Here is a 19,826-nt window from a genome sequence, read left to right as displayed (position 1 = left end):
GAATTGAATCCAATTGAAAACTTTTGGGCATGGCTGAAAGCTAAACTGCGCAGAACGCTCGCTAATTTTTCTTGTTTTGATGACGCTCTTTGCTACTGTTTTAAAAGTATTTGACTATATATTATCGGCCGAAAAAAACCGCGCGTGACGCGGGGGCGAGACTTCGTGCCGGGGCTTTATGCAAGGCAAAAACCCCCGTGCGTAACGCGGGGGCGGGCGTGCTTTGCCGCGGCATATTTAAATTATGTCCGCGCCATGTGAAAAACGGATACGGCAAGTAAGGGAAAACAAGCAAAAGCGCAAGGCGCCCCAAACGCTTGCCGGGAACATGCCTTTCCTGGCGGCGGCGCCAAAATTAGACGTTCCCTTAAAACCGCTGTATCCTGAAATTTGATTGCGGCAAGATGCTATGCAGGTGTTGCAAAAGTTCCGGGCGGGAATTTTTCAATTCGCCTGTCTGCGTTTTCCGCAAAAGCCGGTTCAAAAAGTCGCCGGTCATGCCGCTTGGCATGCAGCCGTCCATATCGGCGGGGCCTATCGCCAATTCGCTCGTATGCACGGGCATGGCTTTGGCCTTTTCCGCGAGCCGTTGGGAAAACTGCCGAAAAAGGGCGGCTTCCTGTCCGCTTTCATAATGTTTCGACATGAAGGCGGCGCACAGTTCCCGCAGTTGGGAAAAAGCGTCCGTAAAGTCGCTGTTCAGGCGAAAATAGCCGCTTTGCGCTTCCGTGCGCAACCAGTCCGTGATCTGGCCATCGCCGGCACGCAGACATAGGGCGAAGTTGCCATAGTTGCGGAGCAGCCAGGATACGCGCCGGATAAATTTCGAACCGTATAAAAACCGGTTGAGCGCATGCTCCGCCATTGCCGCAGCTATTTTGCCGCAGTCGCCCGGCGTGTTTTCAGGCGCTTTCTCCCGGCCTGCGGACGTTACAGCGCAAAACAACGCGGCCCAGCGGACAGACAATTCGGCGGGAACACGCGTCAGCGGCCTTAAACGGGCGTCCCGCCCGGCATCGGTTTTTTCCGTTTCCCGGACGGCGGCATTTTGCAGTTCCGGCAGGATGGCCGCGAGTTTTCGCTCCCCGCGCCGCCTGAAGGAGCAATGTTCGTCCGCCAGTCCGCTTTCCGCCAGCATTTGCAGCCCTATGTCGGGATGCGCGGCGGCAAGGATTTTTTCTATTTCGCTTTTTACCCGTTCCAATGAAAGTCCGTGCGTGCGCTTTCTTTGCCTGTTTATTCCGGCCATTAGTTCCGGGGCGGGCAAAAATCCCAACCGCGCGCAAAACCGGCACGCCCTGAACATGCGCAGGGCGTCCTCGGCGAACCGCTCGTCCGCGTTGCCCACGGTCCGCAGACATTTTTGCGCCATATCAAGGCGCCCGCCGTAGGGATCGGACAGTTCCCCATCCGCCCCGACCGCCATAGCGTTTATGGTAAAATCACGGCGCGCCAAATCTTCCTCCAAGGTTTGGCAAAAGACTACTTTTTCTGGACGGTGCGCGTCGGCGCCGTACCACTCCCGGCGGAAGGAACTGATTTCCACCGTGGCTTTGTCAATCACAAGCATGGTTACGCCAAAACGGTTTACCATTTTATCAATAATTTTCAGGCCATTTGCCCGGGCAATGATGCCTATTTCCTGCGGCGCCGCGTTGGTCGCGATGTCATAATCCTGCGGTTGCGCGCCGAGCAGACAGTCGCGCACCGCGCCGCCGACGACATAAGCGGCGAAGCCTTGGCCGGCAAGGATGCCCAGTATTTTTTTTATATGCGCGGGCAGGGGCAGATTCATGCTCAACTTCCGGTTTTTATTGGCTTTGGCGCGGTTTTTTCGCCCAAAGGATCAATTGGCGGTTCCTTGGCCAGGCAATCATACCCTTCCAGGCCTACGCCTGTCCAGACGATCCGGTTCTGGGCAGGCTCGAAACCATCGCCGGCAATATTGAAACGAAGCCGCGGATCGAAATATTCTATGCCCGCCAAAGACAAATAGGTTTCCGAAAAGTATTCCTGCGTCAGGCTGGCGTGGCGGCGCCGTAAAAGATTGCTCCTGATCTTTTCGTCGACCGTGCCCCAGAACGGTTGGTTGCCCGTGATGAAAAACGCGATATGGTAAGCCCCTTTGGCGCGCCCGACATATTTTCCGCCGGCGGGGTCTTCGCCGAGGGAAGTGCCGTGATCGGATATGAAACTCATCAGCACCGGTTCCGGCCGCTGATAGGCCATAGCGGCCAATTGATCGATAAAGCTGGCGCTGTAGGCTATGGCGTTTTTATAGGAGTTTTTCAAAAGGGCAAGATCGTTGGCCGCCTCGCCATAATTGTGAACGCTTTTGTAAGAGGGTTTGTACAGTTCAAAATTCTTCGGATATCTTTCCTCATAAAGATAATGCGCGCCAATCATTTTTATGACGATCAATTTTTTCCGTTTGCTGTCGTCGGCAAGTATGCCTTTTATATAAGGCAACATGCCGACATCGTCAAAAGTGCCGGAATTTTCCGAATGATTGATGTATTGATCCGCTTCCAGGAATATAAGGTTCATGGCATCGTTTTCCGGCTGGGTCCTTTTCGTGTAGGAAACGCTCCAAGTGGCGTAACCGGCTTCCTTAAAAGCGGAAATGACGGACTTTTCGTCGTAGAAGCGGGTCTCACATTCGACCGGCTTGCGGGTAAGTATGAGCGGCACCGAGCCGGTGGTATAATAAAATCCGCTCACCATGTCGGTAAAATAGTATAAGGCATTGTCGTTTCTGGCTTTTAAAAGATTGGGCGAATATTCTTTGTCGTAGCCGTATTTATCAAAATAGTCATGCCGATGGGTTTCGCCTATGACGATTATGCAGGTGGATTTTTCGCGGCCGGAAAAATCCTTGGCGTTAAAATTGAACATTTTGTAGCGCTCAAAAATCCGCGCGTTCTCGCTCATTTCCTTGGTAAAGGCGGAAACGGGGGCGCCAAGGTCGTTCCAAAGGGCAAAAAGAAGCAAAAAGAAACCGGTCAGGACCGGCAGCTTTTTCCTCTTTCGCCGCGCGGTGTACGCATAGATGAAAAGGCAGGCCATGAGCAGCCAGAAAAAGTTCATGTATTCATCCGGCTTTATCACTTGCAGGTAGGACGAAAATTCCAGCCCGGTGCTTTCCGAGGCTATGACCAATATTTCGCGCCCGATTTTGGCGAAAGGATAGCTATAGTGAACTACTAGGTGGTTCTGGAACAAAACGGAAAGGCCAAAGACGAACAAAAACAGGACGCGCAGACATTTCCCGCCGCACAGATAAAAAATAAGCGACGCGGCGCCGAGCAGCCAGGCGGCGAAGCCATCCATGTAAAAAGACAGCGCCCAATAAATAAACACCGCCACGCAAGAAAAATAGACCGTAAGGACAGAAAGGCCGGATAGATCGGATAAAATATGTCCCGCAAAATTTTTAAATTTCAGCATAACCCGCACCTATATTTTGGGGCTTATCGCCTGCCCGGCAAGCAACGCCGTTATTGCGCAATCCACAGTATATTGTACCATTTCGTGAAAAAAATAAAGTTATTTTTGCGGCTGTTTCGTTAAAAATTTGTTACGTTTGTTGCCGCTTGCCGGACAGGATCGATCCAACAAAGGAACGTGGCGGAAAACGCGGCAAAAATGGGCATTGGGGCACGACATCGAAACGCCCCGGCCTTCAGCGGGAGACTTTCCGGCCGCTGAAGGCCGGCCCGCAAAGCCAATCGGACAAAATCGGGTATTTCTTCATAAGTTCCGCGCGCAGCCAGCCATAAACGCCCGCCGACAGTCCGTTCCAGGCACGGCGTTCTTCTATCAGATACCACACGGTCAGGCCTTCGGTCAAACTTTCCTGTTCGGCAAAAGAAAGTTGGCGGAAGCTGCCGTAAAGAGCCTCTTTGTCGGCAACTCTCCCCTTCAGCCTTTCCAGCACGCGCGCCGCCGAAAGCCGGGCGGACGCGCCCCAATAACATTCGCGGCAAAGCGTGGAAGCGATGGCTTTCTTGGCGGCTTTGGCCAAAAGATGCCCTACTTCCGAGTGCGTGCCGACATCGTTGTAAGAACGCCCGCCGTCGTTCATCGCGACAATCACTCCGTCCGTGCCGGTACCGGTAGCCGTATGTTCGCCGTAAGTGCTGAAAACTCCCAGTTCGGCCAAAAGGGCGCTTTTTGCCTCGGTCAGCGTAACCAGCGCCCGGGTCAGCAACCCGGGCGAAAGAGCGAAGGACAAAAACACGAACAAATTGATCGTGCCGCCCAGCGGCACGAACTCGGATGCGCTTTCCCCGTAAAGCGGCGCTTCGCCGGCGCGCGCGGCGTTGCCTTCGACGCCGCCGGTCGCGAAAGCCTGCACCGTTATTTCGCCGGCGCGCGCGCTATAATAGCCGTAACACGGCATACGGGCGGAAGTCAAAAGGCCGCTGGCCGACGAAAAACCCAGCTCTTCTGACCGGATGGCAAAATAAGCCGGCACCGTCCCGCCCGGCAGGTCGGCGGCGCTGATTACTCCCGGCGGCAGTTCCTGATTGAAAACGCCGTAAACTTTCTTAATGCCCCCGTTGTATTCGGACGTGCTCAAAACCGTGCGCGGACGGTCAAAGCGGAAAGAAATCTCCGCCATGCCTATTTCCGCCCGGCCGCCGCCGATAAGCCGATGTTCCGCTATTAACATTAACATACTCCGTTTGCCGCGTCAATAAACACTTTCCGCGTATTTTGTTCGCCAGCGCCGGCGCAAACAAGGCTTTGCGATCCAAAAATTCCGCCTTGCGCCGCAGGCGGCGGCAAAGCGCAAACCGCCGCCCCGGGCAAAAAAGAGAAGGCGGCGCCCTTGTCGCCTTCCCGGTCCAGGCGATATTCGTTTGCTTGTTTCAGCCTAAAACCCGAGCCACATCCGGCCAAAACCGGGCGGGAACCAAATGCGGCCGATTGGCAAGGGCGCCGCCCGCAGTAAGGCCGGCTTGTCTTGCCGGGCGGGATTGATTGGCGTCAAAAATTTTTATCTACGACCCGCAGATAAACCAATGTCTGGTTAAGCAGTTGATAGGCAATCTCGCCAAAGGTGATCGGCCCGTAAAACGCGCCTAAATCCTTGCCTTCCAGTTCGCCGTAAAGAAAGTTGAGTATGCAGTTGCAAGCGAATACACATTCGGTGTCCGCAATGACGCCAACATGCGATTTAAAGGCCTGCGCGTAGTTCTCCATTGGCTTGGCGAAGCGGTAGCCGATGTCCCGAAAGACCGGGGCGTAAAAGTAAACGGCGCCGCCCTCTATGCGTTTGATGGAAACGTTGATGCCGGCGCCGAAATAATCGCCCACCAGCGGCAATTTAGTATCAAGTTTGTTTTTGGCGATGTAATCCGCCAATACGGTTTCCTTTCCATCCACCAAACAGCTTTGGGCGGAAAAGCCGTCCGCGGCAAACTCTATGAGCGGGCCTTTTTCATCAGGGGAAAATATGTTGATTATGTTGAGCGAAACGCTTTTGTCCTCAGGCAGCGCCACATGCAGCGCAACGGCCTTGTCGGAGGACGCCTCGCCCGAAAAGCCATTTACCGCGAGCGGCGACTGGCCGGGCTTGTCAAGGTTTACGCCGGAAATCCAGCCGACTATCGGTTTTATGAAAATATCGTCATAGTTAGCGGCGTTTTGGGCGTACTGCTTATGCACCTCGCTGTCGAAAGGCAATACAATGATGGAAAAACCGTTCGGATAAGCGTCGCGCGTAACGCCCGGCAAAGAACGCGCGTCGTAGGATGCGAATTTATACGTCGCAAAGTCAAGCTCGCGGACGTCCAAAAGGTCGCCGCTGATTTTGCCGCCGGCTTTGTCAAGGAAATATTCGGTAGAACCGCCGATCCAATTGCCCCGCGGCAGTTTGCCAAGCAGTTCGCCGGCGGCGGATATATGCAAAAGTTTGCCGGTCCGTATCAGACCGGAAACATAGTCCAAATTTTTCAACATTTTTTTCACGGCTCCTACAAAAATTACTTTTACAGTTTCACAATCCACTCATAATCGCTTTGCATAATACTGCCGAACTTGTCAAACATCTCGTTAATCTGATTGGTGCACTCCGCAACAACGTGGTCAGAAGGGTTATGCTTGTAAATTCCCTTAAACCGCGTCAGCGTCATCTTGAGCGCCAGTTGCTTCAACGATACGGTGCCGTTAAACTCCATAAGTTTCTTGGTCTGCGCTTCGCTTATTTTCATGTCAGGCCTATCCCCTCCCATAAATATCAATGCCAGGGCGCATACGCGCCGGACTTAACCGTCTTTTGCCTCCCCCCTCGCCAAAGGTTAAGTTCAGAAGCAAACCGTACAGGCGGCAAATGCTTTGCGCAGGCGCAGCTTATGCCGCTTCCCGGCATAAAACACGGACAAGATTTATAGACTTTTGCCGCCCGGCGCAAAGCGTGGCAGAGCCGGACTGGCTCGGCGGAATTCACAAATTTGGCCGGACAACAGCATTGTTTGGCCGCTCAATCCGGAGCGAAAATTTTGCCGGGGTTCAAAATCCCGTTGGGATCAAGGGCCCTTTTTATTGTTTTCATCATCCGCATTTCCACGGGATCGGTAAAAAGCTCCATCGTGTCAATTTTTTTGCAGCCTATGCCGTGTTCGCCAGACAGCCGCCCGCCTAAGCTGTAAACATATTCATAAACCTCCCCGTGGAATTTATCCAAGGTTTCTTCCCATTCCCGATCGTCCATGTCCATTTTGAGCGGTATGAAATGAATGTTGCCGTCACCGGCGTGAGCCACCGTGCGGACTTGCAGGTTGTATTTCTTTTCGATTTCATTCATCTTTTTCAACATGGTTGCGATTGAGTCGACAGGCACTACTATATCTTCGTGCGAATTGACCTTGCTTTCGGAACGCGCCGCTTCGCTGTAGGCTTTGCGCAGCCGCCAGACCCGTTCGTCCGCTTCCAGCACCTCCGCCGCGCCGCCCTTTGAGCAAAGCCCGTCAAGCAATGCCGCTTTTTGCTCCAATTCGTCTTCGGAAAAAGTTTCCACGGTAACAATAACGTAGCTGCCGTCCGCAAAACGCGGAAGGCGCAGATCGCAATAGCGCCCGGCCGACTGTATGGCATTGTTGGCCATGAACTCAATGCTGGTAGGGTTGATGCCGGCTTTAATAATTTGGGGCACGATGTCAATCGCCTTGTCAACGTCGGTAAAAACCGCCAAAAGGTCGATGCGGCACGGGGGCAAAGGCACGAGCTTGAGAACCGCGCCGGTAATCACGCCGAGCGTCCCCTCCGAGCCTATGACAAGCTGTTCCAGGCAATAACCCGTGGTCTTTTTGTTCAGGCGGGCGCCGAGATTTACTATATCGCCCGTTGGCGTTACCACTTCAATGGAATATACCTGATGCCTGGTCGTGCCGTAACGGACGGCTTTGTTGCCGCCCGCGTTGGTGGCCAGGTTGCCGCCGATCAGGCAGCTGTCGGCGCTGCAAGGGTCGCCGGCGTACAAAAGGCCTTTGGCGTTGGCGGCCTTTTGTATGTCTTCGGTGCGCACGCCACATTCGACCGCCATGTAAAGCGAGCGTTCGTTTATCTCCTTAATTTTGTTCATGCGCGACATCACCATTACTATCCCGCCGTGCGCGGCAATCGCGCCCCCGCACAAGCTGGTGCCGCCGCAGCGCGGAGTTACCGGGAAACGGCGCCGGTTCGCCAGTTTAATTATAGCGGCGACTTCGCCCACGTTCCCGGGGAACACCGCCGCCTCCGGCAAACGGTGGTAACGCGGGTTGGTTTCTTCGTCCGTCTTATAAGCCTCTAATTTTTCCGGATCGTCAATCACATGCTCAAACCCGGCTATTTCCCGCAATTGCGCCAAAATCGTCCGATCGACGGCATTGTATTCAGGCAAAATAATTTACTCCCGCTTTAAATATTTTTTGTTCTTTGTTTCCCGGTATATTTTTCATAAGCCCCGGTATCCAGCGCTCAGAATGGCACATCTTGCCAAATATGCGTCCGTCCGGGCTGGTCAGCCCCTCAACCGCCATAACTGAGCCGTTAGGATTGCAAGGCGGCAATACGGCCGGCAACCCGTCATTTCCGACATATTGCGTCGCCACCTGCCCGGCCGCGAAAAGGCGCCGCAAATGGCCGCCGTCAGCGTAAAACCGCCCTTCGCCGCTGGAAATGGCGACCTTATGCACGGCCCCCAACTCGTCCAAAGCCAGCCAGGGCGAGAGGCAAGAGACGACTTTTGTGCCGCAAACCGCCGATACATGCCGCCCTATGGCGTTAAAGGTAAGTGTCGGGGAATCAGGCATCAATTCGGTTATTTCGCCGTAAGGCAAAAGGCCGAGTTTGATCAGCGCCTGAAAGCCGTTGCAGATGCCGAGCATAAGGCCGCCCCGCTTTTCGAGAAATTCCGCGATGGCTTCTTTCAGGCGGGGGTTCCTGAACATTGTGGCGATGAATTTCCCTGATCCGTCCGGCTCGTCCGCCGCGCTGAACCCCCCGGCCAGAGCTATTATTTGCGCGCGCCCGACCGCTTCGGCCATAGCTTTTACCGAATCTATTATATCAAAATTCGTGCGGTTGCGCACGACAAATATTTCCGGCTCTCCCCCGGCCGCGCTGAAAGCGCGCGCCGTATCATACTCACAGTTTGTGCCGGGGAAAACTGGAATGAATACGCGCGGCCGGGCAATACGCTCCGCGTGTTTGCGCGGCCCGGCGTGTTTATATAAATAAGGTTTGGCCGGCTTGTCGCCCGTAGGCCGGCAGGCCGGGAATATATCCGACAAGGCCCCTTCCCATGACTGTTTGGCTTCATTAAGGCCAATGACCTGGCCGTTGATTTCAATCCTGCCCCCGCCGTCCGTTTCCCCCAGCAGCATCCAATCCAATCCGTCGAATAGTTCTTCCGGTTCAGCGCCGTCACTTAGCTCAAGCAAAAATCCGCCCGGCTGCATGACAAAAAGGCTTTCGGCCGCCGCAACAAACCGGCTGAAAACAAAACCCAGCCCGTTGCCGAAACACATCAACGAGAGCGCCGCCGCTATGCCGCCTTCCTTTATGGTCGCGGCGGCGGCGATTTCCCCCTCCCGGATCGCCTTGTGCACCACGCCAAGCTCTGCCTTCAGTTTGGCAAAGTCCGGCAAATTCAGGCGGTCTTTTTCGCAGGACAGAAACACCACTTTGTGGCCGGCGCTTTTAAATTCGGCGGATGTTACGCAAGCGGTCTCCGCTATGCCTACGGCAAAAGAAATGAGCGTCGGCGGCACGTTTATGTCCATAAAAGTACCGGACATGCTGTCTTTTCCTCCGATCGCCGGCGCGCTTAGGCCAATCTGCGCCAGATAAGCGCCCAAGAGAGCGGCGAAGGGCTTGCCCCAACTTTCCGCGTTTGCCATTTTCTCAAAATATTCCTGAAGCGACAGCCGTATGCTGTCCGGGGCGGCGCCCATCGCCACCGCCCGGCAAACGCTTTCCACTACCGCGTACAAAGCGCCGTAAAACGGGCTCCAGCAAGCCAAACCGGGATTATATCCATAAGCCATGACCGTGGCGGTACGCACGTCGTCCGACAGGGCCGGAATGTTAGCCGCCATGCCCTCGGCCGGCGTCAGTTGGTTGGCGCCGCCTAAGGGCATGAGGACAGATCCGCGGCCGATGGTGCTGTCAAACCTCTCAACAAGCCCTTTCTGGCTGCATACCGCCAAACTGGCAAGGTTTTTCATCCAGGCCGTTTTCAGGTCGCCCAAGGCAAAGTCGGGCGGCAGCCGATAAAAATAAGGTTCGCCGTCAGGCGGCTTTGCCAAAACCTCCGCATGTTGTTTGACGCCATTGGTATCCAAAAACTCCCTGTCAATATCCACTATGACGTCGCCGCGCCATTGCATGACCAACCGTTTTTCCTCGGTTACTTCGGCCACGGCGGCGGCTTCTAAGTTTTCGACGCCCGCCAGTTGAATAAAACGTTCGCAATCGGATGCCGCGACGACGATCGCCATCCGCTCCTGCGATTCGGAAATCGCCAGTTCCGTTCCGTCAAGGCCATCGTATTTTTTCGGCACGCAATCAAGATTTATCCTGACGCCGGCGGCCAATTCGCCTATGGCCACGGCTACGCCGCCCGCGCCAAAATCGTTGCAGCGTTTGATCATGCCCGTTGCTTCGGGATTCCGGAACAGGCGCAATATTTTGCGTTCGGTCAAGGCGTTGCCTTTTTGCACCTGTGCCCCGCAATCTGTAAGGGATTCCACCGTATGCTTCTTTGAAGAGCCGGTAGCGCCGCCGCAGCCGTCGCGCCCTGTCCGCCCGCCCAAAAGTATTACCCGGTCGCCGGGTTCCGGCCGCGCCCGCCTGACCCAGCCTTTGGGCACGGCGCCGATCACCGCGCCAACTTCCATCCTTTTCGCCAAGAAACGGTCATGGTAAAAATCCCGCACCATTCCCGTGGCTATGCCGACCTGGTTGCCATAGGAACTGTACCCGGCCGCCGCCCCGGCCGCGATCTTTCGCTGCGGCAGTTTGCCCTCAAGCGTGTCGCGGACCGGCGCGCGCGGATCCGCGCCGCCGGTAACGCGCATCGCCTGGTAAACCCAGGCGCGCCCGGAAAGCGGATCGCGTATGGCACCGCCGAGGCAGGTGGCCGCGCCGCCGAAAGGCTCTATTTCCGTAGGGTGGTTATGCGTTTCGTTTTTGAACATGACCAGCCACTCCTGCCGCTCGCCGCCGATATCCGCCGCAACCTCTATGCTGCAGGCGTTTGCTTCGTCCGACAGGTCAAGGTCGCCAAGCTCTCCTGCGGCGCGCAGTTTTTTCATGCCGAGAAGAGCCATGTCCATGAGAGTAACCGGCTCCCCGCCCGCGCCAAGCGTCTCGCGGTCTTTAAGATAAAGCGCGTAGGCGGCCTTTAAAGCGTCGTTATGCCGGTGCGCGGGTATTTCCACCTTGTCGATAACGGTGTTGAAGGTGGTGTGCCGGCAATGATCCGACCAATATGTGTCAAGCGCCTTTATTTCCGTTACGGTGGGATCGCGGCCTTTGTCTTTGAAATATTGTTGGCAAAAAACAAGATCGGCATCGCCCATTGCCAAGGACAGGTCAAAAGAGAGCTTTTGCAACTGGCCTGCGGTCATTTTGGAAAATCCTTCCAGCCGCTTTACCGCGCCAGGGGGCGCCGCTGCTTCTGCCGCGCACGGCGCGCCGCTTTTTGCCTCGCGCGCCTCGACCGGATTTATGCAGTATTTTTTTATCAGCTCAACATCCCGGGCGCAGAGATTGCCGCAAAGGACAAACACTCTGGCCGTTTTGACCAGAACGCCCTCCCCGCGCGCAATCAGCCTGATACATTGCGCGGCGGAATCGGCCCTTTGATCGTATTGCCCCGGCAGGTATTCTACGGCGAAACTGAAAGTTTCCCCGTCAACAAAAAAATCATTCAGATAAATGTCGTCCACGGGCGGCTCGGACATAACAAGGCGCGCCGCTTCGGCAAATTCGTCCTCCGAAACGCCGGATACATCGTAGCGATTCAATATCCTCACTTTTTCCAGCCCGCCAATGCCGAGATTGTCTTTAAGGTCGGCAAGCAGGGCGGCGGCCTCCACCGCAAACCCCGGCCTTTTTTCGACAAAAATCCTCTTTATCGCTTCTGGCATATATACACCTCAAAAATACTCGTTAATGTAGTTTTTCCGCACGGGAAAAACTTTTCGCAATATTTCCATGCCGCGCGCGCTTTCGGCCCGCAGCTGGCCGGCAAGCGACAGGTCGTCCGCCGCGTAGGCGCCAAAGCACAATTGCGTGAAAACGCCTATGTCCATTGCCGCGTCCGGCCGCCCCTCTGCCGGAGACAGCGCCGCCCGGCCTTCTTTCGCTTTCAGCAAAAAAACGCCGTTGTTTTCCGCTATGACGCCGTCAGAGAGTTGCAAGCGCAAACCATCCCCCTCCGGCATCGGCAGCTCCAGGGCAGCCACAAACCGCGCGGGGTCAAGCGCCCGCCCCATCATAAAAGGCGAAATGGCCGGATAATGCCCACTATCGGGAAAGCGCAGGAAAGTAAGGTCATGCGCGGGCGCCAGCCATTCTAAACGGGCGCATTGCGAAAAGTGCCGGCCGATGAACCCGAACAGGGCCGCTTGGCCTTTCCCGTCAAGCCAGGCCAACTCAATGACCCGGAAAACGCCGCCTTGCAGCGCGTAGAGCATATAACCGCGAACCTTGCCCGCGCTTTGGGCGATTACCGCCCGTCCCGCGCCTTTGTATAAAAGCTCCCCCAAAACCGCCCGCCACTCTTTTTCGCCGCGTATCGCGCTACCGTTAACAGGCCGGGTAAATTGATCATACACCGCCTGAAAAAGCGGCCAGTCAGACAAAGCGGCCAACACAAAATCAAACCCCGCCGCCTTCGGGAAAAGGCGGCCGATTTCAGGCAAAGGCAGCCGATAGCTCAGCCGCTGATAGCAATAGGCAAAGCCGTAAGGAATGTATAGCCCGGCGGCCGACGGCATCAAGATGGCCAGCGGCCGGCCGCGTTCGCGCAGCGTTTTAAAGGCGGCCTCCAGCATGGCGCGCAACACGCCGCGCCCCCGGTATTGCGGCGCTACCGCCACGCCGACGAGATAGGCCGCCTCGACCGGGCGGCGGTTGAGCAAAAGCGCATAAGGGTTAAGATGTATCATGCCGGCAAGGGCTTCCGCCTCGAAAGCGCCCAGGACGTTTTGATGCTGGCAGTAAGAGGAAAAATACCACGCAAAAAAAGGCTCGTCCCTTTTTTCAAAGCAATAATCCCATAGATCGCCCGCTTGCGCGAGTTCACGCTTTTTCAACATTCTTGTCAGCATCGCCGGCTCCGAAATTAATTTTCGCGGTAAACTTGTCCAAAAGATATTTGGGCTGGTAAGACAGCTTGGCTTTGCGCAAGCCTTCTATTCCCATGTCTTCTTCCCTGTTTATATATTTCACTTGCGCCCAGGCCCTTTGGCAAAACTCCTGATTTATCACGGCATAAAGCCCACGTATGGCGGGGTTGGCCTTTTCCACGTGGATGACGGCGGTATCGGCGTTGAGCATTTCGCCGAAAGTCATGGCCTCCACCTTGCCGTCAATGACAATGACCCCGCCCTGTATGCCGAGCGCCCCAAAATTGGTAAGCGCCTCCGTGATCGCGCTCATCTCGCAAAGCAGCGACTCATCGCTTTCCGCGCCGTCCCTGCTTTCCTTCCATTCCTGCGCGAAAGCCAGGCAATCAACGGTAATATTTTTGTCCATAGGCAGATAGCGGTAATTGGGATAGGCCTTGCGGAAAGAATTGACGTGATTTTTTTTCTGGTGATACTTGCGCCCGGCCAGCGACGCGAGATTGTCCGCAAGGTATATATAATCGGAATTGCTTCTGTCGAGATAAAAAGCGAAACGGCCGGGCAAAATGTCTTCCAATTTTTCGACAATTTCCCGGTAAATGCCCCGCATTTCAAACGGGCCAAAATGCGCGCAAAGCTTTTCCAACACGCTCGGCAAAGCGGCGTCCTCGCCGCCTAAAGGCGGCAGCAGGAAACGCTCCTTCTCCCGCGTTACCTGAATCAGCAAAAACCCGTCTTCCCACGCCCAGCGTATATCATAACAGGAGCGCCAGATAAAAAGATTGGTAAAAGTACATTCTGACCCCGAATATTGCACGCGCCGGAAAACATCGTCAAATACCGGCTTGTCCGCCAAGGTAATATCGCGAAATAAAATAAAAAACACTCCCCCGATTTTAGCAAATACGCAGGCCGCAGGCGCAATCTTGCCCTGCGGCCGCCAAAAATCCGTATATACCATGAACCGGCATGTCAACGTCGCTCCAAAGCAAAGATTTTATGAAGGCATCCAAATAACTGCCCGCAGACATTTGCGAAAGCCCACGACGAGCCGGCCGGATCCCTTTGGCGAGAAGCGCCGCGCGCCATGAAAGCCAAAAACCGAACGGCAAAACACCCGGCGCCGCGCCGCCAACAGCCATTGCAGATTCCCGTTATGGTAAAATTTTAACAAAATACTTCAGGCCTGTCAATCGTTGCGCCGCCAAGGACGAGCGGTTGGCAAGGCAAAATATTTAACTGCATTTTTGCAGGTAGTTGTGGATATTAGTTGTGGATATTAATGGAATAATATATAATAACAACAGGGATTGTGTTTTCCCTTAGCGCAGTTTCCGTAAAATGTTCATACAGTAAAGAAAGGAATGGCAAAAATGGCAAGCGAAATTTTGCTGGAAAGCGGCACCAATGAGTTTGAAATCGTAGAATTTATGGTGGGCAAAATAACTTACGGCATAAACGTCGCCAAAGTGCGCGAAGTGATAAACCTTTTGCCTGTTACTAAAATGCCGAGCGCCCATCCTTTTATAGATGGGGTGTTCACCTTGCGCGGCAAAGTGATACCTTTGGTCAATCTCGCCACTTGCCTAAGTTCGTTGGACTCAACCCCTAAGAGGATAATCGTCGCCGAACTCAACAATTACCAGGCCGGCTTTCTTGTTGACGAGGTTTCCAGGATATACCGCATTTCTTGGGAACGCATGGAACCGGCGCCGGAAATCGCCAATTCAAATTTAGTGGTCGGGATCATCAAAATGGAAGAAAAGATGATTGTATTGCTTGATTTTGAGCGTATTCTATCCGATATAAGCCCTGAAATCAACCGCTCTTTTACCAAGTTCAAGGCCACCACGGAGGAAGGCCTCTTAAAAAGGCGCGGGGGCAAGACTATTGTCGTGGCCGAGGATTCGCATCTTTTGCGGGAACTGTTAGACGACAATTTGCGCAAGGCCGGCTATGTGAATATCATAGAAACCAGCAACGGCAAAGACGCCTGGGAAATTTTGAAAAAACTGCGCGACGAGAACGACGACATTTTCCAAGCGGTGCAGCTTGTCATCACCGACATTGAAATGCCGCAAATGGACGGACACCGCCTGCTCAAGCTCATCCGCGAGGATTCGGCGTTGTCCGGGCTGCCTGTTATTGTTTTCTCCTCTTTGATCAACGAGGAAAACCGCCTGAAAGGGGAGTCGCTCGGCGCTACCGCGCAGGTGTCCAAACCGGAGATAACCGAATTGATCGGCTTGATCGACGCCAACATAAAATAACGGGGCAGTCCGGCAGTCGTTTGCGGACAATGCGGCACAAGGTTTTTCCGTGCGGCCGGGCGGCGAAAGCCGATGCCGCCGCAAGAGGCGGCGTTTGTTCCCGCAGTCGCCACGCGGGAGGGGAAGTGTTCGTCGCCCGTTCGGATTGGCGGGCGCGCATCGTTCACATGTTCGTCCGCCGCCACAACGCCGGCGAGCAAAGAAGCGCCAAAGGGTATATTTCGATTCTGCCCAGCAGCATACAAAACGACATGGCGATTTTGCTGACGGCGGAAAAATCCGCGTAGTTGCCGGCCGGCCCGACCATGCCCAACCCGGGGCCGATATTGCCGAGGGTGCTTAAAGCGGCGCTGGCGCAGGTTTCAAGGTCATGCCCATCTAACGCGACAATCAGCGTGACAAGGATAAAAATCAAACAGTAAAGGGCAAAATAGGTCAATACTCCGAACAAAACGCCCTCTTCTATCGTTTTTCCCCCAAACCGCACGACTTGGACGGCGTGCGGCCTTATTATTTTGCCGATTTCGCGGCGCATGATTTTGAACAAAAGCAGCACGCGCATGAATTTCAAGCCGCCCGCCGTGGAACCTGTGCAGCCGCCGGTCAGCATCAAGATCAGCAGCAAGGTTTTGCTGAAAACCGGCCAAAGGTTAAAATCCGCCGTGGCAAAGCCGGTCGTCGTAACGACCGAGCTTACCTGGAAAGCGGCGTAGCGCACCGCCTCGCCCAAAGTCCGGTAGACGCCCGCAGCCGCCAGATTGGCAGCGATCAAAGCGATCGCGATGATGACGCAAAGCAGGTAGCCGCGCAACTCCTCGTCATTAAGCAGCGATTTTCCCCTGTCGTTCAGCGATTTGTGGTAAAGGGAAAAATTAAAACTGAAAACCAGCATAAAGATAAATATGACAATATCGGCGTTTGTGCCTCTGTAGGCGGCAATGCTCGCGTCCCGACTGGAAAAGCCCCCTGTGCCGGCGGTGCTCATGGCGTGAACGGCGCTGTCGTAAAGCGGCAGGCCGCAGGCGACGAGAACAGCGGCCAATGCAGCCGTCAGGACGATATAAATAAGGCACAGGGTTTTCGCCATCTGCCCGATTCTCGGCATAAATTTGTCCACGACCGGCCCTGTGTTTTCCGCTTGCATAATGTGTAACGTACTGGCTTTGGCCGGCAATATGGCGATGATTAAAACAAGCACGCCCACGCCGCCCAACCAGTTGGTGGTGCTGCGCCAGAAAACTACGCCGCGCGGCAAGCCTTCCACTTTCCGCAAAATGCTGGCGCCGGTTGTGGAAAAGCCGGACACCGATTCAAAAAAGGCGTCCGGCAGCATTGGCGCCGCGCCGCTGAAAATATAGGGCAAAGACCCGGCCAAGGACACCAGCAGCCAGCCTATGCCCACAAGCGCGAACCCGTCGCGAAAGCGAAGCTCATCGGTTTGCGGCTTGATCTTGTACATTAAAAATCCCAAAAAAATTAAAATAGCCACGCTTTTTACAAAAGGCGCGGCCTCGCCCTGGCCGCAAAACATTTCCACGCCCAGCGCGGGGAGCATGGCTCCGGCCTCCAACAGGCAAAGCGCGCCGATATGCTTAAATATCAAGCGATAATTCATTGCGCGCCCCCCGGGCCGATAATGCTGTCTAAATCGGACAGGTACATGTTCTTGGTAATTATGACGACAATGTCGCCCGGCTTGAGCAGGTCGTCCCCGTGCGGTATCAATATCTCGCCGCCGCGCGCTATTGCCGCTATCAGCACTTCTTTTTTCAGTGAAAGCTTTTTAAGCGGCGTATTTATCAGCCGCGAAGCGCCGCCGACGGTAAACTCCACCGCCTCGGCCTTGCCCTCCACGATTTTATAGAGCGTGTTTACCGGATTGCCCACGGCGTTTTTCAGTCCCCTGGCAAACCGCAGTATTTGGTTGGCTGTAACCTCGTTTGGCCTTACCAGGTTGTCAATGCCGGAGGTTTTGACGATTTTGGGCAAGGCGGGCCGGCTCGTTTTCGCGATGACTTTCGGGACGCCAAATTCCTTGGCAAAAAAAGCGGCGATCAGATTGTCCTCGTCGTGTCCGGTTACGGAAATGAAAGCCGACATTTTGTCTATATTTTCCATCTCCAACACCGCCCCGTCGGAACCGTCGCCGTGGATTATTACGGCGCGCGGCAACTGCTGCGCCAATTCTTCGCAACGCTCATAGTCTTTTTCTATGATTTTGACTTTGATGTTTACCGAGTCAAGGTATTTTGCCAAATAATAGCCGATGCGCCCGCCGCCCATGATCATGGCGGCCTTGATTTTTTCGGCGCGTATGCCGCACTTTAAGCAAAACTCATACAACATGGCGGGTTTGCCGACGATATACAGCCGGTCGTTTTCCCTGACCGCAAATTCGCCGCCGGGGACGATCGCGCAATCTTCCCGCAATACCGCGCCGACCAGGACGCTGGCGGCGTATTCGGGCGCGAGATCCTTCAGCTTTTTATCGATGATCGGCATGTCTTTCTTAACGCGTATGTCAATTATTTCCACTTGATTGCCGGCAAAAACCTCAACGTTCAGGGCAGGGGGGAATTGCAGCAGCCTGCTTATTTCCGCGGCCACTTCCTGTTCCGGGTTTATGATCATGTCAAGCCCCAGCTCATATTTGAGCGTGGACAGTTCATTGGCATACTGAGTATCGCGTATGCGGGCAATAGTGTGTTTGGCGCCAAGGCTTTTCGCGGTCAGGCAGCAAATCATGTTCATTTCGTCGCCGGCGGTGGCGGCGATAAGCAAGTCCGCCCCGCGCGCCCCGGCTTCCAGCAGTACGCCCGTGCTGACGCCGCTGCCGTTTACGCACATGGCGTCAATATTTTCCACGGCTTTCTTTAGCACTTCGGCTTTTTTGTCCACAATGACGACTTCATTGTCTTCTTCCGCCAAGTTTTCGGCTAAATTGTACCCTATTTTGCCGCAGCCGATTATTATTATTTTCATCGATTTTTCCCTTCGCGGATTCCCCGCCGAAAGCGCGGGCGGACGCCATGGGCGGATAACGCCCGCCTTTGCTTTTGCGCCGTTTCCTACTGTTCACGGCTTAAAACACGAACAGGATTTGCGCGACAATTTGCCATCCGGCGCGGCGCAAAACGCAGGCGAACCCGTAGTTCGGCGAGGCGCTGCGGAAAGCCGGGCGGCAAATCGGCGCAAAGGCCGTATTGCTTTTGATCTGTGAACGGCATCAACCCGGCGGCGGGGCTTTCTCCTTTTTCAAAATTTTCCCATGCGCTTCCATTTGTTTTTTGATGGTTTTTTCATAACCATTGCCGCCCGGTTTATAGTATTCACTATCTAAAAGACCGTCCGGCAGGTATTGCTGCTCGACGAAATTCCCTTCGTAATCATGGGGGTATTTGTAATCGCGCCCATGCCCCAAAAGTTTTGCGCCGCGGTAGCCGGTTCCGCGCAAATGCGGCGGCACCCGCCCGCAGTATTTTTCCCGAACGTCCTGCAGGGCGCGATCTATGCCCAAATAACTGCTGTTGCTTTTGGGCGCCGTTGCTATATAAATGGCCGCCTGCGCCAAAGGTATGGACGCTTCGGGAAACCCCACAAATTGAGCCGCCTCGGCCGCCGCCGCCGCCAGGATCAAAGCTTGCGGGTCGGCGTTGCCGACATCTTCGGCCGCGCAAATAACTATGCGGCGCGCGATAAATTTCAAATCCTCGCCGCCTTCGATCATCCGGGCGAGATAATGCAGGGCGGCGTCAGGCGAAGAGCCGCGCATGCTTTTGATGAAGGCGGATATGACATCGTAATGCTCGTCGCCTTTCTTGTCGTAGCGCCGGCCGGTTTCGGCCAAAACTTCCCGCGCTTCTTTTTTGCCTATGGACTTTGCCCCGGCGGGCAAAAGCGCGGCGGCCTGCTCCAAAAGGTTGAGGGCTACCCGGGCGTCGCCGCCGCACCTTTCGGCCAGCATAAGCCGCGCCTCTTCCTCTATGTCCAGCCCGGCTTCGCCATAGCCGCGTTCCTTGTCGGCTATGGCGTTCAGCAACAATTCATTTATGTCGTTTGCCGTCAGAGGTTCCAAGCGTATGATCTTCAGGCGCGAAAGCAGCGGCGAATTTACCTCGAAGAACGGGTTTTCCGTCGTTGCGCCGATCAAGGTTACAACGCCGTTTTCCACATAAGGCAAAAGCACGTCTTGCTGCGCTTTGTTGAAGCGATGCATTTCGTCGATAAACAATATGGTCTTTACGCCCAGCGCCGATTTGCGCTCACGGGCGGCGGCGATTATTTTTCTGAGATCGGCGACGCCCGCCACGGTCGCGTTCACCTGTTCAAAAACTCCGCCGGTCATGTTGGCGATTACTTTGGCCAAAGTGGTCTTGCCGGTTCCCGGCGGGCCAAAGAAAATAAGCGAAGGAATGGCGTCTTTTTCCATCATGCGGCGCAAATAGCGCCCCTCGCCCACAATCGCCGCCTGCCCGACGAATTCGCCCAAATTGCGCGGCCTCATGCGTTCGGCCAAGGGGGGCTTTATTTCCCGATCGAACAGGCTCATAAATTTTCCCTCCCCAAATCCATTGCTATTTGCGCCGGCGCTATGCGCCAGGCGGCAAAGCGCCGCCCGCCCCGCGCATTTCATCCATCAGCAGCCGCATGTCGGCGGCGGCGAAAATGGCGCTGCCGGAAACCAGGACGTCGGCTCCGGCTTTTGCGGCCG

General features: G+C 54.9%; 13 protein-coding genes and 1 pseudogene. 1 reads left to right on the top strand and 13 read right to left on the bottom strand.

The window, feature by feature from the left end; all coding sequences use genetic code 11:
* Positions 1 to 367: 367 nt before the first annotated feature.
* From LBO03_08380 to LBO03_08340, 9 genes are all read right to left on the bottom strand, one after another.
* A complete protein-coding gene (locus LBO03_08380; GenBank protein ID MDR3349592.1) occupies positions 368 to 1,795 on the bottom strand; it encodes a CCA tRNA nucleotidyltransferase in 1,428 nt (475 codons plus the stop codon).
* Between the two features lie 2 nt (positions 1,796 to 1,797).
* Positions 1,798 to 3,447: a sulfatase-like hydrolase/transferase gene (locus LBO03_08375; GenBank protein ID MDR3349591.1), complete on the bottom strand. Its 1,650-nt coding sequence runs from the start codon at positions 3,445 to 3,447 to the stop codon at positions 1,798 to 1,800.
* A gap of 235 nt (positions 3,448 to 3,682) precedes the next feature.
* Positions 3,683 to 4,675, bottom strand: a complete 993-nt coding sequence (locus LBO03_08370) for an adenosylcobinamide amidohydrolase (GenBank protein MDR3349590.1) — start codon at positions 4,673 to 4,675, stop codon at positions 3,683 to 3,685.
* A 317-nt stretch (positions 4,676 to 4,992) separates the two neighbouring features.
* On the bottom strand, positions 4,993 to 5,967 hold the full coding sequence (locus LBO03_08365; GenBank protein MDR3349589.1) for a hypothetical protein: 975 nt from the start codon (positions 5,965 to 5,967) through the stop codon (positions 4,993 to 4,995).
* Positions 5,968 to 5,996: 29 nt separating this feature from the next.
* Complete coding sequence (locus LBO03_08360; protein MDR3349588.1) at positions 5,997 to 6,239, bottom strand: hypothetical protein; 243 nt, start codon at positions 6,237 to 6,239, stop codon at positions 5,997 to 5,999.
* A 248-nt stretch (positions 6,240 to 6,487) separates the two neighbouring features.
* The gene (locus LBO03_08355; GenBank protein ID MDR3349587.1) at positions 6,488 to 7,888 is read right to left on the bottom strand and encodes an FAD-binding oxidoreductase; all 1,401 of its coding nucleotides are present in this window, start codon (positions 7,886 to 7,888) and stop codon (positions 6,488 to 6,490) included.
* On the bottom strand, positions 7,881 to 11,642 hold the full coding sequence (locus LBO03_08350) for a phosphoribosylformylglycinamidine synthase (protein MDR3349586.1): 3,762 nt from the start codon (positions 11,640 to 11,642) through the stop codon (positions 7,881 to 7,883). The genes LBO03_08355 and LBO03_08350 overlap by 8 nt, the downstream gene beginning before the upstream one ends.
* Positions 11,643 to 11,651: 9 nt before the next feature.
* A complete protein-coding gene (locus LBO03_08345) occupies positions 11,652 to 12,827 on the bottom strand; it encodes a GNAT family N-acetyltransferase (protein MDR3349585.1) in 1,176 nt (391 codons plus the stop codon).
* On the bottom strand, positions 12,799 to 13,731 hold the full coding sequence (locus tag LBO03_08340; GenBank protein MDR3349584.1) for a phosphatidylglycerol lysyltransferase domain-containing protein: 933 nt from the start codon (positions 13,729 to 13,731) through the stop codon (positions 12,799 to 12,801). Before LBO03_08340 ends, LBO03_08345 begins: the two co-directional genes overlap by 29 nt.
* A gap of 487 nt (positions 13,732 to 14,218) precedes the next feature.
* Here LBO03_08340 and LBO03_08335 point away from each other — a divergent pair, with 487 nt between their 5' ends.
* Positions 14,219 to 15,115: a chemotaxis protein gene (locus LBO03_08335; GenBank protein ID MDR3349583.1), complete on the top strand. Its 897-nt coding sequence runs from the start codon at positions 14,219 to 14,221 to the stop codon at positions 15,113 to 15,115.
* A gap of 163 nt (positions 15,116 to 15,278) precedes the next feature.
* On the opposite strand, the gene LBO03_08330 is transcribed toward LBO03_08335, so the two are convergent.
* The 4 genes and pseudogenes from LBO03_08330 to LBO03_08315 form a co-directional block, all read right to left on the bottom strand.
* Complete coding sequence (locus tag LBO03_08330) at positions 15,279 to 16,730, bottom strand: TrkH family potassium uptake protein (protein MDR3349582.1); 1,452 nt, start codon at positions 16,728 to 16,730, stop codon at positions 15,279 to 15,281.
* Positions 16,727 to 18,097, bottom strand: coding sequence for a Trk system potassium transporter TrkA (gene trkA, locus LBO03_08325; GenBank protein ID MDR3349581.1), 1,371 nt, complete (start codon positions 18,095 to 18,097; stop codon positions 16,727 to 16,729). Before trkA ends, LBO03_08330 begins: the two co-directional genes overlap by 4 nt.
* Before the next feature lie 244 nt (positions 18,098 to 18,341).
* Positions 18,342 to 19,154 (bottom strand): hypothetical protein, encoded by an 813-nt coding sequence (locus tag LBO03_08320; protein MDR3349580.1) that lies wholly within the window; start codon positions 19,152 to 19,154, stop codon positions 18,342 to 18,344.
* 39 nt (positions 19,155 to 19,193) lie between these two features.
* Positions 19,194 to 19,619 (bottom strand): annotated as a pseudogene (locus LBO03_08315) (AAA family ATPase).
* Between the last annotated feature and the right edge of the window lie 207 nt (positions 19,620 to 19,826).

The sequence above is a fragment of the Acidaminococcales bacterium genome (assembly GCA_031290885.1).
Taxonomy (GTDB): Bacteria; Bacillota; Negativicutes; order Acidaminococcales; family JAISLQ01; genus JAISLQ01.
This window is presented reverse-complemented; position numbering and strand designations above follow the sequence as displayed.